Genomic DNA, 18,066 nt, shown 5'->3' on the forward strand with positions numbered 1-18,066 from the left:
ACTTGCCGATAAATATAATAGGTTCATCTCTTCTCCTCCTTTTAGAGATTTATTGTTTCTATTATCTTTAATCGGCAGGAGAAGAGATTTTTTTAACAAAATTTAAAAAATGACGAAACTATAGTTTGATAAAGCAATAGGGAATTATATTGGAGTAAATTTATCTGGCTTCCCAGACAATGGAACTAAATATTGGTGGAGAGTGAAAGCAGGTAATTCATTAGGCTGGAGCAGTTGGTCTTCAGAATGGAGCTTTATCAATGGACCAAGCAGCATACCTGATACACCTACTTTAGGCACTCCTACTAATGGCTCTAACTTCCCTGGGACAAAGGTAGAATTCAGATGGCATGTAGCAGATAGGGCAAACAATTACCATATTCAGGTATCATTGGATAGTAATTTTACTCAACTTATCTTTGATGAGGCAATAGGTAATTACATAGGAGTAGACATAAGTGGATTTCCAGACAATGGCACTCAGTACTGGTGGCGGGTGAAGGCAGGTAATACATTAGGCTGGAGTTCATGGTCTGAAGAATGGAATTTTATCAATGGACCAAGCAGCATTCCTGATACACCTACTTTAGGCACTCCTACTAATGGCTCTAACTTCCCTGGGACAAAGGTAGAATTCAGATGGCATGTAGCAGATAGGGCAAACAATTACCATATTCAGGTATCATTGGATAGTAATTTTACTAAACTTATCTTTGATGAGGCAATAGGTAATTATATAGGAGTAGACATAAGCGGATTTCCAGACAATGGCATTCAGTACTGGTGGCGGGTGAAGGCAGGTAATACATTAGGCTGGAGCAGTTGGTCTTCAGAATGGAACTTTATCAATGGACCAAGCAGCATTCCTGATACACCTACTTTAGGCACTCCTACTAATGGCTCTAACTTCCCTGGTACAAAGGTAGAATTCAGATGGCATGTAGCAGATAGGGCAAACAATTACCATATTCAGGTATCATTGGATAGTAATTTTACTAAACTTATCTTTGATGAGGAAATAGGTAATTACATAGGAGTAGACATAAGCGGATTTCCAGACAATGGCACTCAGTACTGGTGGCGGGTGAAGGCAGGTAATACATTAGGCTGGAGTTCATGGTCTGAAGAATGGAACTTTATCAATGGACCAAGCAGCATACCTGATACACCTACTTTAGGTACTCCTACTAATGGCTCTAACTTCCCTGGTACAAAGGTAGAATTCAGATGGCATGTAGCAGATAGGGCAAATAATTATCATATTCAGGTATCATTGGATAGTAATTTTACTAAACTTATCTTTGATGAGGCAATAGGTAATTACATAGGAGTAGACATAAGCGGATTTCCAGACAATGGCACTAAATATTGGTGGCGAGTGAAAGCAGGTAATTCATTAGGCTGGAGTTCATGGTCTTCGGAATGGAACTTTATCAATGGACCAACTGATAAACCTGATACACCAGAGTTAATTCGACCAGAAGATGGAACTAATATACCTGGTAATGTAGTTCAATTTCGGTGGTATCCTGCACCCAGGGCAAATAATTACCATCTACAAATAGCATTGGACAGCAGTTTTAGTAAATTTGTATTTGATAAAGCTATTGGAAATTATATAGGGGTAGATATGTCTGGGTTCCTTGATGATGGTACTCAATACTGGTGGCGTGTAAAGGCAGGAAATGTACTTGGTACAAGCTCCTGGTCTGCGGAATGGAATTTTATTAATGGACCAAGCGGCATTCCTGAATCTCCAATATTGATCCAGCCAAAAGATGGAGTTAATGTCCCAGGTCAAATGATTCAATTTCGGTGGTATCCTGCACCCAGGGCAAATAACTACCATCTACAAGTAGCATTAGACAGCGGTTTTACCAAATTTGTATTTGATAAAGCTATTGGAAATTATATAGGGGTAGATATGTCTGGGTTCCTTGATGATGGTACTCAATACTGGTGGCGTGTAAAGGCAGGAAATGTACTTGGTACAAGTTCATGGTCTGCGGAATGGGCTTTTATTAATGGATTAAGTAATAAACCCAGTCCACCTACAGGTGTGATTGCAAAATCAGGTCCGGGTAGTAGACAGATTACTCTTATCTGGAATGCAAATCCGGAGCCTGAGTTAGATTATTATAGGATTTATTTAGGCACTTCATCTGGTAATTACTTTGGCTATTTTGATAAGGTACCCAAAGAGTGGCATACAGGAGTTATCATCTCTGGTCTTACAAATGGCACTACTTACTATATCGTAGTAACAGCTGTAAATATAAGTGGAGTTGAAAGTGATTATTCTGAAGAGGTAAGTGCAACTCCTGAGGATATAGGAGATACAGAGCCTCCTACTAAACCTACTAATTTGAATATTAATGATCCAGAAACAGGAGAGGAATTAGAATTATCCTGGGATGCATCAATAGATAATGTTGAGGTATCACATTACTTGATTTATCGGCTGACAAATAATTCAGCAGTATCAGAAAGTAATTATGACTCAGGCTTTCCAGTAAGTACTTCTAAAACTAATTATACAGATTATGAGGTAACAGAGGCAAATACATATTATTATAAAGTGCTGGCAGTGGATACCTCAGATAATCGAAGTGGGTTATCGAATTTAGCCGATGCCTCACCAACGGATACACTTGCACCTGCTGAACCAACTAATGTAAATACAACTCCAGGAGATACAATCATAGACCTGTGGTGGACCGCTCCAACAACTAATACAGATAACTCTGAGTTGACGGATTTAGCAGGATATAATATCTATCGTGGCACTTCACCTGGAAATTATAACCCTGAACCAATAAATGGCTTGACATTGATTACCACATTATATTATAATGATACCGGGCTAATAAATGAACAGACATATTATTATATAGTCAAGGCAGTGGATGATAGTGGTAATGAAGGACCTGCATCAATAGAGGTATCTGAAACACCCGTGGGGACTGATACCCCACCTGCACCGCCGACAGATGTTATGATTACAGAAAAAGAAACTGAGTTGCTAATAACCTGGGCTCCAAATCATGAATTAGACTTAGCAGGATACAATATCTATCGAGGAATAGAAAGCGGCAATTACTCCCCTACTCCAATCAATCCATCACTTATAACTACTGAGTCATATACTGATAGGGATGTAGTTGAAAATCAAACTTATTTTTATGTTGTAAGGGCAGTAGATGAGTCAGGACAGGAGAGTGATAATAGTGAAGAGGTATCTGGAATGATAGGAGAAGGGGTAATCTGGATTATTAAGCCTACTTCTTCTAATCCTGCAAGATTATATTTTAATCAGGAACAGGTAACTACAAAGGGATTACCTACAACAAGTATTCAAGATAAAGAACAAGTTATTATAGAATATCATCTTAGCGAAGATTATTTGGATTTATATCCATTAAGCATCATTCGCTTAGAGATAAAAAATTATTATACAGGTGAACTGGTGTATACTGCCTGGGATTATAAGCCTTTCCCTTCAATAACCGATGACCCACATTTTATATGGAATGGTAGAAATAATGATGGTAAGGTAGTACCTAATGGACTATATACTACAACAATTTCTATTTACCTATTTAACATTATCAAATGGTCTACTCAGGAGGGAAGAAACATCATTATCGGTACTAAGGTAAGATTAGGTGGGCAAATAGATAGTACTGCAGAGCCGGGCTTTTTTGAGGTTTATGTCCCGACTAAATATGGCGGTGTATTAACTATCTCTGCACCAGGTTGTACAATAGAGATATTTGACCCGAAAGGTAATCCCTTTACTAATGGGACAGAGGTTGGAGAAAATAACCATGGCTGGTTTACATTTAAAGTAAGCGGGGCGAAAAATTATACTGTGAGTAACACATTTGTTGAAAAAGGAGAAGCAACAACGAGACCTTGGAATGGGTGGTATTGGCCAACAGAACCAAATACTAATCCAAACTTATATGATGATGGATATGCGTTGGATAAGTATGATCAAGTGTATAATACTTCAGCTCAGAATTGGGAAGTCACTAATCATGTAGGAGTAGAACCATGGGAGGGGCATTGTTGGGGATGGTCGATTGCATCCATTGTAAAATCTCAACCTGAGCCTACAGAACAGGATAGTATTAAATTTGACCAAGATGATATGGAAGGATTATATATAGAACTTGCTGATTGTGGTTGGTATGGAAGTGTTCTTGTCGATAATATTCCTTCAGAGCCAACACCTGCATTAGGAGAAAGTGTAGATCGATACGCTGATGATGTCCATATTGCTTTAAGAGACCATATACGTAGAAGTCATATAGCACTGCAGAGCAATTTACGGGGAGTTAATAATCCAAATGAAATTTGGAATCATGCAGTATGGAAATATTCTGCAAATATGGAACAATCTCCAGATCAAAATGATGAGTATGTGATAAAAATAACTATTATAATTTATGCGAATGAAGATTTCAATTATCCAAGTAATGGTACATCAGATCGGATAGAGACTTATACATATATTCTCAAATACACATTTACTGGTGAGATAGATAAAACTTATTTAGAGCAAAATTGGATTAGGGCAGAACACTATGCACTGCAAAATCTATATAAAGTTACCAATAGCATGTGGAATGCCAAAAATCCATTTGTGAGTAAAACTAATGTTGACAATCTATATAAATAAATTTTAAATTAATTATTATACGAGGAGGTTGTTTTAATTATGAAATACAGAATAAGGATACTTTTACTTTTAGGATTGTCATTAGGAACTATGTTAGTATGGGGATTTTCCGATCCTAATACTGTTAATATATCTACCAAATTCATCCCTAAATGGCAAGTAGGCGATTGGTGGGAGGTTCAGGTTATAAAGGAACTTCCAGTTTTATATGGAGATAAACGAGGTATAGAGATAACAAGAATTGTTTCTCTTTTCAAATTTGAAGTGATTAAAATAGAAAATATTGATAAGCAACCACATTATATAATTAAAGTGACTGATTCTACGGGTAATGAATGGATAGATGAATATTATATTTTAAAGATAGAAAAGGCAAATTTTATTCTTAAAAGTTTAATAAATATCCACGTTCAAAAAAACGAAAGGATATCATTATGTCAATATGATAATGATCTTGGCCCAATTGTTTTTTCTCAAACAGTTGGGAATTCCATCCCCTTTGACTTTCCTATATTTATTCCTATCAGGATACTAAAAAAGAATATAAATGAAGTATTAACGATTAAAGAGGAAAAATCTTTCAGAAAGGAAGGTTTACCAGAAATTAAACAGAGAATTGAATTCAAACAGTCATTACATCATGAGAAATTACATCGTAATTTAGAGGTTGTATTAACCACAATAGAAAATGATATTGAACTTAAATGTATTCAAAAATGGGAACCGGGCAAACCTTGGTGGACTGAAGCGAAAAGGGTAAAAGGAGATGAGATACTTTCAGAAGCTGAATTAATTGACTATGGTCATAAAGGAGAAAAAAAGGAAAGATAAAATAGAGATTAAAAAGTAACTTACATTAGAATAAGATTTGATGTTAAAGGAGGCTTTTTCAACATGAAGAACCAATATTTAAGTTTTTTGGTATTAGTGATAGTAAGCATTCCAGGTATCGTATTTGCAGAAAAGGCAGTAAAGAAAGAGACTATACCAGAATTAAAATTTGAGAAAAAAATCAGTACTATTGAACAACCTGTAAAATCAGTAGCACCGCAAGAGTCAATAGAAATTAAGCAACCTTTACCTATACCTAAAATTGAGACAATAAAGGACTTTAAAGTTACGGTAGCAGGATATGGTGATACTGAGATAGTCTTCTTCTCAGCTAATGTAATTCCACTTAAGACTTCACCTGAAGAGATGTATCGAACAGGAGATTATCTCCATGCTAAAGGTGTTTATCGAAGGGATTACCAGACAGAAGTTAATTATATTGATGTGATTAAGATTAATCCGGAAAACTTATCCGAGATTAGCTATTTAAAGATATTCATTAAGGGTACTTTATCTTTATCTTATTATAGTTATGTAGAAGTAGAAGGTGAGATTAGTAATATTCTGTCTCCTGATTCGGTTTTAATAGATAGGTTAACCCATTGGGAAAAAATAGAGATAAATACAGAGGCTATCTATGATGAATGTGCTAATGAGATTATGCTACAAGCAGATATTATTGCCCAAGCAGCAACAGAAAACCCAGAGATAGCTCAATGGCTAAAGAGAGAGTATGGTATATTGGAAATTCCTACAGAATATTTAGAGAAATTAACTATGACTAAAAAGAAAGAAATAGTAGGTTATGATTTTACTAATGAGTTGGTTACATGTACTTTTGAAGGGGATGAATTAATTAAAAATCCAAAATTTGCAGTATCTATGTTTATTAAATGCCTGTATGATGATAAGTATAAGAAAGTAGCAAAAATGCAGATTTCTTTTCGTAAGATTGCTAAGGGACAATTAGGTAGTTATTGAAAGGAGAAATTATAATGCTGAGATTATCTTATTATGGAATAACATTATTATTGATATTACTATCATCTGTCTTAAATGCTCAGGCAGATAATAACAACTCTCCTTTTCCTCTCATTGGCATATTTGGCACTTTTGGAAATGGAGATGGTGAACTTCAACATCCATGTGGCTTGGCAGTAGATGAAGAAAATCAATGGATTTATATTGCCGATACCGGTAATAATAAGATAAAGAAGTTCAATCGCTTTGGAGACTTCCAGGATTCTTTCGGAGGAGTAGGTACGGAAGATGGCAAGTTTATTCATCCTTACGGAGTAGCAGTAGATACTACTAATGATGATATTTATGTTGTGGATACGGTCAATCATCGTATTCAAAAATTTCATATTGCTCAAGGGACTTATACATTTATACTAAAATTTGGTGAGATGGGTAGTGGAAATACACAATTTTACTTACCAAGAGATATGGATGTTGGTCATGATGGTAATATTTATGTTTGTGACTCTGGCAACCAGCGAATACAAAAATTTAATACATCAGGAGACTGGTTAAATAGTATTGGTCAAGATGCAGGATTATTATATCCTTATGGATTAGATGTAGATGCTAATGGTAATATTTATGTTGCAGATACTTATCATCATCGTATTGTAAAATTTAATTCAAATGGCAACTTTTTAATGGAATTTGGTACTCATGGAACAGGTCCTGGTGAGTTTTATTTCCCCCGAGATGTAGGAGTAGATAGTAGTGGTAATATCTTTGTTGCTGATACAGAGAATTATCGAATACAAAAATTTGACTCAAATGGTAAATATCTTAACTCATTTGGTGTATTTGTTGACTTTCTATCTCCACAAAAAGTAGTCATAGATAAAAACTATAAACTTTATGTAATTGATTCCAATACTAACAAATTACGCATTTATGATGTAAGTAATTATATAAGCAATGTATTTGCAGAGCCAAATCCTTTCTCACCGGATAATGATACATTCCTGGATACTACCTATATTCATTATACCATTCCAGAACCAGCAAAAATAACTATTACTATTTATGATAATACCAGTAGTTTAGTACGAACTTTATTAGAAAATGAAGAAAGATTTACTTCTTCAAATGCAGAAGAATGGGATGGTAAAGATGATTACGGTATTACAGTTTTTGAAGGAATATATACCTGTAAGATAGACGCAGTAAATGCAGTTAATTATCATGCCCCACAGGTATCATGTGAAGTAATGGTATATTATCCTAAAGGGCAAATTTCAGGGACAGTAACTGATGGGATAAATCCGATAGAAGGAGCAGTTGTTACCGATGGGATAAGATATAATATAACGGATAAAGATGGTAACTATACTATAAAAAATGTCCCAGCAGGTGTTTTTACTGTAATAGCAAGTAAGAGTGGTTACAGTAGTGCAGGGCAACAGGTTATAGTTGGAATAGAAGAGATAGTTACAGGAATCAATTTTATACTGGTACCTATATCTGCCGCAGGACAAATGTCAGGTAAGGTAACTGATGATAAAATGAATCCAATAGAAGGAGCAATAGTATCAGATGGAGATAGACATGACATAAGCAACGCCGATGGTGAGTATACAATAAAGAATATCCCAGATGGGACATATACAGTCACTGCCAGTAAAGAAGGTTTTAAACCAGCATCTCAATCGGTTACAATAACAGATGGAGGAATAGTTGTAGGAGTAGATTTTATGCTTGAATCAGAAGTTAACCATCCACCTGTATTAGACCCAATTGGAAATAAAGAGGTTGATGAAGGTAAACTATTAGAGTTTATTGTTACTGCTACTGATGAAGATGATGATATTTTAATCTTTGAGGTTGAGAATTTACCAACAGGAAGTACAGTTATTGATGCTAAATTTAGTTGGAGACCTGCTTATGACCAGGCAGGAACTTATACAGTTACTTTCAATGTCTATGATGGTAAAGGAGGTACAGATACTGAAACTATTATAATTATAGTAAATAATATTACTCCTCCCCGATATGTTTGGATGTATGAATTTGAAAAATTTGATAATGAGGAAGTAATTAATTATTTATATAACATGGAAATTAATGGGGTATTTCTTAGTCTTGATGTTAGGAAGATTAATGAAGGAAATCCCAATTACTCTGCAACATATACCGCTAAATTACAGGATTTCATTAATCAGGCTAATACTGAAGGTATTGAAGTTCATGCCATGACACTTGAAGCCCCTAATTTTACCTATGAATCAGAGCATCAAAATGGAATAGACCTGGTAGAGGATGTAATTGCATATTGCAGAAATAATCCTCTTTTAGCATTAAAAGGTGTACATATTGATACTGAACCACATGTATTAGATGAATGGCAAAATGGAGACTGGAACAGGCGAGAAATATTGATGCAGTCGTATGTACTGCTACTTAGTAAAATCAGAGATACTTTGGATGCTAATTCTGATGTCAGCCTCCATTTTTCTGCCGCTATTGCCTGGTGGTACAATGAAAAGGCTAATGAAGGAAAACTACCTTCTGGTGATACATTAAACCTGGCAAAATATCTACAAACAGTAGTTCCAATGGTGTATGTCTCACCTGATGGAATAATAAGTCGAGTAGAAGATGAAATTGAGGAGGCAGATACTATTGTAGGTATCAAAGTAGAAGATTTCTTTAACTTTTATAAAGAACTTAAGGATACTATGGTTAAAATTGATAAAGAGTTTGAGAGCAAAACTCATTATAAAGGTATTTCCGTATTCGAATATAAGACAATGAAAGAGCTATATTTATTACCTACAATTACTATCCTTACAGATAAACCTGAATATTATACTAATGATACTCTCACCATAACAGCCTATGTTACTAATCGTGGTAATGATGTTAATGTTGATGTAAAGATTTGGCTAAAACTTCCAACTGATAAGTTAATATCATTGATAAATATGTATAATTATACTTTGAAACAAGGTATTGATTTTGAGGTTGATATATTTTACCATACCTTTGTTGGTAGTGAACCACCTGGAGTGTATCTTGGAGGCAGTCGATTCTTAAATTTAATAACAGGTGCTATTACCAGTGAGGATTTTACCTTTTTTGAATTTTTAGGTAGCTCTTATTAACTACTATATTTATCCGTGCTAATCCGTGTTAATCAGTGGCTGAATAGTTACTTATTTTCAATACATTTATTGTAAGCGTTCAGCAGTCAGCCATCAGTTGTCACCTTATATACAAAAGTGTTATTCTTTGTCAGGACGGATTTTTAATGTTATAGTTTCTATTTAAAACTCAATCCCTTTTCTTCTCTGAATTCCTGAGTCATAAGGATGCTTTATTTTTTTTATCTCACTAACTAAATCTGCTTTTTCAATTATTTTCTGCGTTGCCCCACGACCAGTCAAAACCAATTCCATGCCTGGCGGTTTAGATTCCATTAGTTCTATCATTTCTTCCTCCTTCAAGAAGCCGTCCCGCAAGGAAATTAGAATTTCATCAAGTATCAGCATATCGTAGCGATTTTCCTGGTAGAGATTTTTAATAAACTTCAGTCCCTTCTGGCATTCTTCCCGCATCTCGTTGTAGGTAACCTCTTTGAAGAAATATGGGTGTTTTTTGGCAAACCCAAAAATATCCACTCCAATTTTTTCTAAGATTTGATGTTCGCCAGATTTCCATCGTGCTGGGGCTTTATGGAAATAAACATATCCCACTTTGAAATTATGCCCCTTTGCTCTCACCGCAAGACCAACAGCCGCCGTTGTTTTACCTTTACCTTCTCCAGTATAAATCTGAATCAATCCCCTTTTTTTCATTAAACAATTCACCCCTTTAGAGTTGAAGTAACCGTTCAGGAATATAGCCACAGAGTCACAGAGAACACAGAGGGAATATATAACTACGAATGAACACGAATAATAAAAAGATTTGTAGTGCGAGGCTTTAGCCTCGCTTCTGGCTTCACATAACCGTAGATGCAATCTACGGAAGAAACACATACAAAGGTTCGCACTACATTTATCGAATGTCACAGGTTAATTCGTGTCCATTTGTGGCTAATTTCTAATTCTCTGTGAACTCTGTGCCTCTGTGGCTGAACGGTTACGAGTTGAAATACCGATATTGCCCCTTGACAGTAAATTAATTTTAAATGATTTGGCATAAATTCGTGATATAATCTTTTCTCTTCCTTATTTTGAAAAGAGAAGTAATCAAAATATTTACTTAGCCACTGGCTACCTATTTCATTATAAAGTAAATGGGTTACGCCTGATTTCTTTAAATTATCTATCAGGTCTTTTTTATTTTTGGATTTACGGATTAATTCAAGGATGATATTGGTATCGAATTGCGTACTGACTAATTTATCCTGCTGACAATAGTAACTTCGCACCTCGCCAATAAATAAAATCTTACTTTCTTTTGGTAAATGCTGATTAATATATGAAATAACATCATAATAATCTTTAATAATTGATTTTTTAAGGAGAAATTTTTCACATCCATCTTTTTTTAAGCACATCAGATAAGAATTTTTATAGACAGTTTTTGAGACATTAAATAAATTCCATAACAGGCAAATAGCCAGTAAAAGATAAAGGTATTTGAACTTTGAAATCACATAGCCTATGACAACACATAATAAAACAAAACAAGGCAAACTAAACCTATCTACCGCACAAACATAAGACCAGAACAAAAAGAAAATCCCACAAAAGGTAAGTAAATATTTGAGGTTAAAATCTAATTTTTTAAGTTTCAGAAGGAAGGGTAGAGAAATAATGAATATTGGACCTACCGGGATTTTTACACCCGTATCCATCCCACCCCATTTAAAACATATATTCCAGAAGAAGATAAATGGTTTTAATAACAGGTGTTCTCCCGCACTATATCTGGTCATCTCATGGAGATACCGGCTCTGGTGAATTTGACTCCAATTTTTCCCACCAAAAGTATCGTAAAGCAATGGGAAAACAGGATTACCGGTAAAAATAAGGTTTTTTATCAGCCATGGGACAACAGGTATCAAGGCAAATACCCCAAAAATAATCGTTGTTTTAATTGCTTTTAAAATCCCAGCTTGCCGCCACTTCCCGATTAAAATACTTAAAACTAAAATCCCAAACCCAAACCCGCCAAAATACTTAACACCAATAGATAATCCACAGGTTAGTCCAGACAGCAATAACCATCCATAAGTCTTTTCTTTATACCAAACTAAAATCGCATAAACCGCTAAAATCTCATAAAAAGTAATGGCAAAATCATTAAAGGCAGATGTAGACACAAAAATGGCTAATGGCATACTACAAAAAGATAAAACAGATAAAAAGGCAACCATTGGAGTAAAATATCTTCTCGCTAAAGAGTAAATACTCAATCCCGATAATATCCCAAATAAAAAATGTATTAATTTAGCCAGCAAATCTCCATTTAATAAAAGTCCAAGAGTGAAAAGCATTTCGGTATTAAAGGTATAGTTTGAAAAGCAATTGTAGGGTAGATAAATAATCTTATGATGTTTAACATAAATTTCGGGCACGGCTAAATGATAAACCAGGGCATCAAAGGTAACTGTGGGAACCAGGAGTAAAATTATGGCTAAGATGAGGGTAAGTCCAATGAAAAAACTGCAAATTAAAGAAAAGGGATTTAAATTAATTTTTACAAGAAATTTTCTTAAAAGGTATAAAATTTCACGATAAAAAATGCCCGCTAACAGCACAAATATTAAATAAAAGACCCAATCATAAAGCAAGCCTGATAATCCGAGGCATAACACAAGATAAGATACACATCCCAATCCTAATCCGGTTGAAAATATTAGTTCCTCTAAAAAACTATGTGTTTTAATCTTAAGGATTTTGAGTATCTTCAGCCCCAAACAGAAGGAAATTAGTATCAGGAGGAATAATTGACTAATTTCAGTTAACCTAAGATTCACCAGATTTATCATCTTATTCCTATTAATTTTCAACTAAAAATATAGCCAATCAGTTTATAGATTAACAATGCAGACAAACAAGATGAGGCACAATGAATCTCCGTAGTAGCTAATTCCACTACATCAAATCCAACTACCTTTTTGGCTTGAGTTACTTTAAATAGCAATTCAAGTAATAAATACCAATCTAATCCACCAGGCTCTGGAGTGCCGACTGCCGGCATAATAGATGGGTCTAAAACATCTAAGTCTATGGTGATATAAATCTCATCGGTTAAAGTAGATAAAACTTCTTCCATCCAGTCTTGAGACTTAACTATCTTACTGGCATAAAAAGGCTTTAGAGCATTTTCATTGATAAAACAAGCATCTTCCTGACTCATACTTCGAATTCCTACTTGAGTAATTGGGCATAATTCAGATATTCTTCGCATAACGCACGCATGGCTATATTTACTACCAAGATATTCATTTCGCAGGTCTGCATGAGCATCTAACTGCAAAACAGACATAGATTTATATCTTTCCTTTAATGCACGCACCATACCCATACTTAATGAATGTTCTCCACCTAACAGCACCGTAAATTTATCAAATTGAACTAATTCCTTACAGACTTCATAGACCCTTTGAATCATAGTCTCAGGAGAAGAAACAATTGGCTCAAGTTGATTGAGGGTATGAATCCCAATCTCCTTATAAGTTTCCTTTCCAATCTCAATATCATATAATTCAATATTTTGCGAGGCTGATATTATAGCTTGTGGGCCATTGCGTGCACCTGCCTTAAATGAAGTGGTAGAATCATAAGGAACAGGTAAAATAACTACTTTAGATGTTTCAAATTGTGAGTTTTCAATAGGTAAGTTTCCAAAATTGGATGGGATAAAAAAATTTTCTTTCATCTACTAACCCAGATATTTTTCTGAAAAATATCATTGTCTTGCATCTTCTGTTGTGTTCTCTTAAAAATAGGCTGAAGGCTGAAGAAGATAGTCGCCCGACCTTCTTTGTCTGCGTTTCCATCTTACGCAGGATAAAGTCTACGGTTACCATCTGTCTTCTCATTTCTGTCTTTAATCTTTGGTCTTTTTCTAATATGAGTCAACTATAAACAGATTGTGCTATACCATACCGTTCTGAATCAAGCACAGGTATTGCTTTTTCTACATCTTTTGGATAATCTAACCCTCGTTCAATAACCTTATTTTCAAGTTCTTTTAATTCAAATATCTCTTGAAAATATTTAGTCACCATATCCGTATCAAAGGATTTACACGAAAAAACATCTATGTTAATATAGGAACGTTCAGGGAAAGTATGAATACTGATATGACTTTCAGCAATCAATACAAATCCTGATATTCCCCAGTCTTGAGGTTCTTTCCCTACATATCTAAATACATAAGGAGGCATAATTTTTGTCATACCTATCCGATTGGGACATTCGTCTAATGTTTTATAAATAAATTCTAAATTACTAAGTTTAGAATTATTTCCCTCATATCCATCAATAATTAAATGCATCTTTCCACTCCTTATAAAATTAATGTATTATACACTATTATAGTCCTATCTGTCAATAAAAAATTTTATCCATAAATATAAAGTGGCTCATTATCATAAATAATCTTGCCTTGATTTGACTTTAATGCCGCTCTTAAATGTTTAGGTAAAGAGAATAAAGATATATGTGTCTGTCCATCATAAAATTTTAAGTCATTGATATTTCTATCCCTTATCCGTTTATCTACCTCGTCTAAACTCAGTTTTTTAGGATTAAGTGTAGCCGAGGCAAAAGCAAAACCCCATGGCGTCGCATAACATGGGATAAAAACCTCATAAGTTTCTACTTCTTCAAAAACTCTACTTAATGTTTTATATACACTGACATAAGATAATAAATTATTAAGGTTAGATGTTCCTATTTGACTTGTTATTATACCCTCTTTAGTCAAATGGGCTTTTACTATCTTATAAAATTCCTCAGTAAATAATAGATAAGCAGGACTATCAGCTAATGGCTCTGAGATATCAATTATTATCACATCAAACCTCGTATTTGTCTCTTCTAAATACTTTCTTCCATCTATGCAAAGCAATTCACCCCGACTATCTTCAAATGCCCCAGCACTAAAAGAGGGTAAATAAGTCTTACTAAGATTGATTACTTCTTCATCAATATCAATCATAACCACCTTTTCAACAGATTTATATTTAAGCACCTCACGCAAGGTAGCCCCTTCACCACCACCTATAATAAATACCTTTTTGGGGTCTGGATGTGTTATCATTGCCGGGTGAACCAGTGCATCATGATAAATAAATTCATCTGATTCTGATGATTGTATCTTACCATCTAAAACAAGGCATCTACCAGAATCAAAGGTATCTATGATTTCAATAGATTGAAATTTACTCTGACAGGAGGCTAAAATTGATTTTACCCCATGCATATGCCTCTCATACGGGGTCATTTGTTCGATATACCAGGTAGTCGGTGAATCAACCATTTAATAACTCCTTATGTAATGGAGTAGAGAGTAGAGAGTAGAGAGTAGAAAGAAAATAAGGAGTAATCGGGACGGTTCCTTTTATCGTTTTTCCTATGATTTCTTTCGAATGTCACTTGTAAGCGTTCACAGAAAGTTCCAATTTTAACTTCATTTTCTAACCACAAGCTTTCAAAAAAAGTGAACCGTTCCGAGTAATCTCTCTACTTTCTACTCTCTACTCTCTACTCTCTACTCTTTTTATTTGTGGGTTAGTTTTTTCCCTTCTGGAAGTTTAAGGGTTCCTCGTTTAATCTCATGCAAGGTAAAATTTTTTGCCTCAAATTCTTTAACCAGATAATCTACCGCCACATCTGGTTTAAGTGTAGTGCCACAGGTAAAAACATCACAAGCCCCATAACAATATTCGGGCCAGGTATGAATTGAGAAATGAGATTCTGCTATCATTATTATGGCACTTACACCCTGTGGCGAAAACTTATGTGAAGAGGTATTAAGCACTGTGGCACCACAAACCTCTGCCGCAGAGGTTAATATCTCCGCTACCCTCTTCTCATCATTTAATATATCCTTATCACATTCATATAATTCTATGAGTAAATGTTGTCCCAATGCCTCCATTTCATCTCTCCTATAAAAATTAACTCTAATACTTTACATTAAAATACAGGATTTGTCAAGAAAAATTTTACATCCTTCTATCTCATCGTCTTACCACTTATTACCTTTATACCTGCTTTTACCTTTTTTTTTAATTCGCCAAAGGATTTTATTTTAAGCAATTCCTTGAGGATATATGTTGGTCTTGTGTAAAAATACTTATAGGAATAATCAATTAATTCAAGTAATTCCGTAGAGGTAAGGTTTTCTTCCCAATATTCGGGTTGAAAGTTTTCTGTTGGATTTTGGGCAAAATCGTGCCAGAAGTCTCTTTTTATAATTCCCTGTTCCAGTCCCTTCTGGTAAATATAGGTAGCCGGAAATGGCGTTGTAATGGTAATGTGGACAAAATCAGGGTTTAGTTTTTTTGCAAATTTTAAGGTTTGTAAAATATCCTCTTTAGTTTCTGTAGGTGAGCCAATCATAAAATAAGCCAGGGTAGAAATACCTACCTTTTTAGTCAGACGAAATGCCTCTTCTACCTGTGTTAATGTAATTCCTTTCCTTAAAACCTTAAGTATTTTTTCAGTTCCTGCCTCAACACCGTAATGGATTCTTTCACAATTAGCCTGTTTTAATTTTTTTAGCATCACCTCATCGACTGTATCCACTCGCACCCTTATATCCCAGCCAATATCTAATCTTTCCTTGATAATCTCATCGCAAATATCCAATACTCGTTGTCTATCAATGGAAAAGGTATCATCATAGATTAAAAATTCATTAATCCCTAGTTTAATACATTCTTTCATTTCCAAAATGACATTTTTCGCTGAATGTGCTCTAAATCGTTTCCCAAGGTGAGGTCTTGAACAAAAACTGCAATTATAAGGACAGCCTCGGCTGGTAATCATCGTCGTAATCGGGTTTCGTTTGGCAATCAAAGAAGAGTATTTTTCATAAGGGACCAAATGTCTTGCCGGATGCGGGAGTTTATCTAAATTTCTTATAAAATCTCGCGGGCCGGTATTGTATATTTCCCCATTGGCTTTAAATACTAATCCAGGGATATTCTTTAATTTCTCTAAATCATTAATATTATCCACCAATTCTGCAAAGGTGATTTCTCCCTCACCTAAGACTAAAAAGTCGATTTCAGGGAAAAATATTGTTTCGTTCGGGTAGATATAGATATGTGGACCACCTAAGACAATCTGGATTTCATTAGAGATATTTTTAATCATCTTAGCCGTTTTAAGAACATCAATCAATGTAAATGTCATCGTGGTCATTCCCACAACATCAGGATTGATTTGTCTAATTTTTGATTCCAGTTCGTCGTAGTTTATTTCCTCTACCTGGGAATCCAATATCTTTACTTGATGAGGTGTCCATTTCTCAAGGTAACCAGCGATATACAGTAATCCTAATGGTGGATTATATCCTCGCTCTTCATCAATTATTGAGGGATTATTTCCTTTTAAGGTATATTTTGCTGGTGGATTGATTAATAATATTTTCATCACCACTAATATACCAGATATAGATGGTATTTGTCAAGAAGAAGATATTGAATAAATTCTAAAGACCATCCCAGGGGGTAAGAGATGGTTTTTGTAACCGTTCAGGTGGTAATTTACCGCAGAGACGCAGAGGAACAGAGAAGATATGGAAATAAATCAGATAACAGAAAAGATTATTGGTGCAGCCATTGAAATACATAGGACCTGCTTGCCGAATGTTCAGCAGGCAAGCCAGATTTGTTAATCCATCCCTGATTTTCATCAGGGCAAGTTTAATGTTGTTGGACTCAAGAGATTGCACTGATGAAAATCAGGGATGTTAAGCCTATCGTCCATAAATTTTAATTTTCTTCTCTGCGTCTCTGTGTCTCTGCGGTGAACGGTTACCGATTTTTTTTAGATTTTTCCCAAAAGAGACGAAAATTTTGTTGACTTATGGATAAAATTTTTGGTAAAATATCCCCATAATGAGCAAAAGTGGTAATCGTTCAGGTGGTAATTTACCGCAGGGTAATTTACCGCAGAGACGCAGAGGAACAGAGAAGATATGGAAATAAAGTAACTATTCAGCCACTGATTAACACGGATTGGCATGGATAAATACAGAGGTCAGAAGATAGAAGGCAGAAGGCAGAGAGCAGAAGTAGGTTGTCCCCCGCTGGCGGGGGTTAGGGGCTGGAAATCTCCTCCACTGGCAGAGAATCAAGAAGGATAGAAAATAAAGGTTAGAAGGAGAAACACTCATGCCCACAGGGAATGGGCACAAAGAAAGATGAAAATGGGTTTGATGGTTTAGGTGAAATCAGGCTCGGGGCACCCATGCAGAGCATATGTCGTGTGACTACTAGTGTCGTGTTGAACAAATAACGCACGGAATTTGATTCTGGTAACTGGTGATTGGTAACTGGTAATTAAATACCGTTCGGCTGAGGTAATCGGTCAGTTATTGGTGGGAGAAAGGCATAAAGA

Annotated in this window: 12 protein-coding genes; 5 read left to right on the plus strand and 7 right to left on the minus strand. The window is 35.1% G+C overall.

Annotated features, from left to right (window positions below):
- Positions 1–202 precede the first annotated feature (202 nt).
- The 4 genes from AB1414_04555 to AB1414_04570 all read left to right on the plus strand — a co-directional run bounded on the left by AB1414_04555 (position 203) and on the right by AB1414_04570 (position 9,636).
- Entirely contained in the window at positions 203–4,684 is a 4,482-nt protein-coding gene (locus AB1414_04555) for a hypothetical protein (GenBank protein MEW6606716.1), read from the plus strand.
- Between the two features lie 39 nt (positions 4,685–4,723).
- Positions 4,724–5,515 (plus strand): hypothetical protein, encoded by a 792-nt coding sequence (locus AB1414_04560; protein MEW6606717.1) that lies wholly within the window; start codon positions 4,724–4,726, stop codon positions 5,513–5,515.
- A gap of 63 nt (positions 5,516–5,578) precedes the next feature.
- Positions 5,579–6,496 (plus strand): hypothetical protein, encoded by a 918-nt coding sequence (locus AB1414_04565; protein MEW6606718.1) that lies wholly within the window; start codon positions 5,579–5,581, stop codon positions 6,494–6,496.
- Between the two features lie 14 nt (positions 6,497–6,510).
- Complete coding sequence (locus AB1414_04570) at positions 6,511–9,636, plus strand: carboxypeptidase regulatory-like domain-containing protein (GenBank protein MEW6606719.1); 3,126 nt, start codon at positions 6,511–6,513, stop codon at positions 9,634–9,636.
- A gap of 162 nt (positions 9,637–9,798) precedes the next feature.
- On the opposite strand, the gene AB1414_04575 is transcribed toward AB1414_04570, so the two are convergent.
- The 7 genes from AB1414_04575 to AB1414_04605 all read right to left on the minus strand — a co-directional run bounded on the left by AB1414_04575 (position 9,799) and on the right by AB1414_04605 (position 17,097).
- Positions 9,799–10,329, minus strand: coding sequence for a cob(I)yrinic acid a,c-diamide adenosyltransferase (locus tag AB1414_04575; GenBank protein ID MEW6606720.1), 531 nt, complete (start codon positions 10,327–10,329; stop codon positions 9,799–9,801).
- Between the two features lie 212 nt (positions 10,330–10,541).
- Positions 10,542–12,461 (minus strand): glycosyltransferase family 39 protein, encoded by a 1,920-nt coding sequence (locus AB1414_04580; protein ID MEW6606721.1) that lies wholly within the window; start codon positions 12,459–12,461, stop codon positions 10,542–10,544.
- Positions 12,462–12,490: 29 nt separating this feature from the next.
- Entirely contained in the window at positions 12,491–13,366 is an 876-nt protein-coding gene (gene speB, locus AB1414_04585; protein ID MEW6606722.1) for an agmatinase, read from the minus strand.
- Positions 13,367–13,565: 199 nt separating this feature from the next.
- Positions 13,566–13,988, minus strand: coding sequence for an adenosylmethionine decarboxylase (gene speD / locus AB1414_04590; protein MEW6606723.1), 423 nt, complete (start codon positions 13,986–13,988; stop codon positions 13,566–13,568).
- Positions 13,989–14,053: 65 nt separating this feature from the next.
- Positions 14,054–14,974, minus strand: coding sequence for a polyamine aminopropyltransferase (gene speE, locus AB1414_04595; GenBank protein MEW6606724.1), 921 nt, complete (start codon positions 14,972–14,974; stop codon positions 14,054–14,056).
- 240 nt (positions 14,975–15,214) lie between these two features.
- Positions 15,215–15,595, minus strand: a complete 381-nt coding sequence (speD, locus tag AB1414_04600) for an adenosylmethionine decarboxylase (protein ID MEW6606725.1) — start codon at positions 15,593–15,595, stop codon at positions 15,215–15,217.
- Positions 15,596–15,672: 77 nt separating this feature from the next.
- A complete protein-coding gene (locus tag AB1414_04605; GenBank protein MEW6606726.1) occupies positions 15,673–17,097 on the minus strand; it encodes a radical SAM protein in 1,425 nt (474 codons plus the stop codon).
- A 592-nt stretch (positions 17,098–17,689) separates the two neighbouring features.
- Here AB1414_04605 and AB1414_04610 point away from each other — a divergent pair.
- Positions 17,690–17,812, plus strand: coding sequence for a hypothetical protein (locus AB1414_04610; GenBank protein MEW6606727.1), 123 nt, complete (start codon positions 17,690–17,692; stop codon positions 17,810–17,812).
- The last annotated feature ends 254 nt before the right edge of the window (positions 17,813–18,066 follow it).

Source organism: bacterium (genome assembly GCA_040755795.1).
GTDB lineage: Bacteria > UBA9089 > CG2-30-40-21 > CG2-30-40-21 > SBAY01 > JBFLXS01.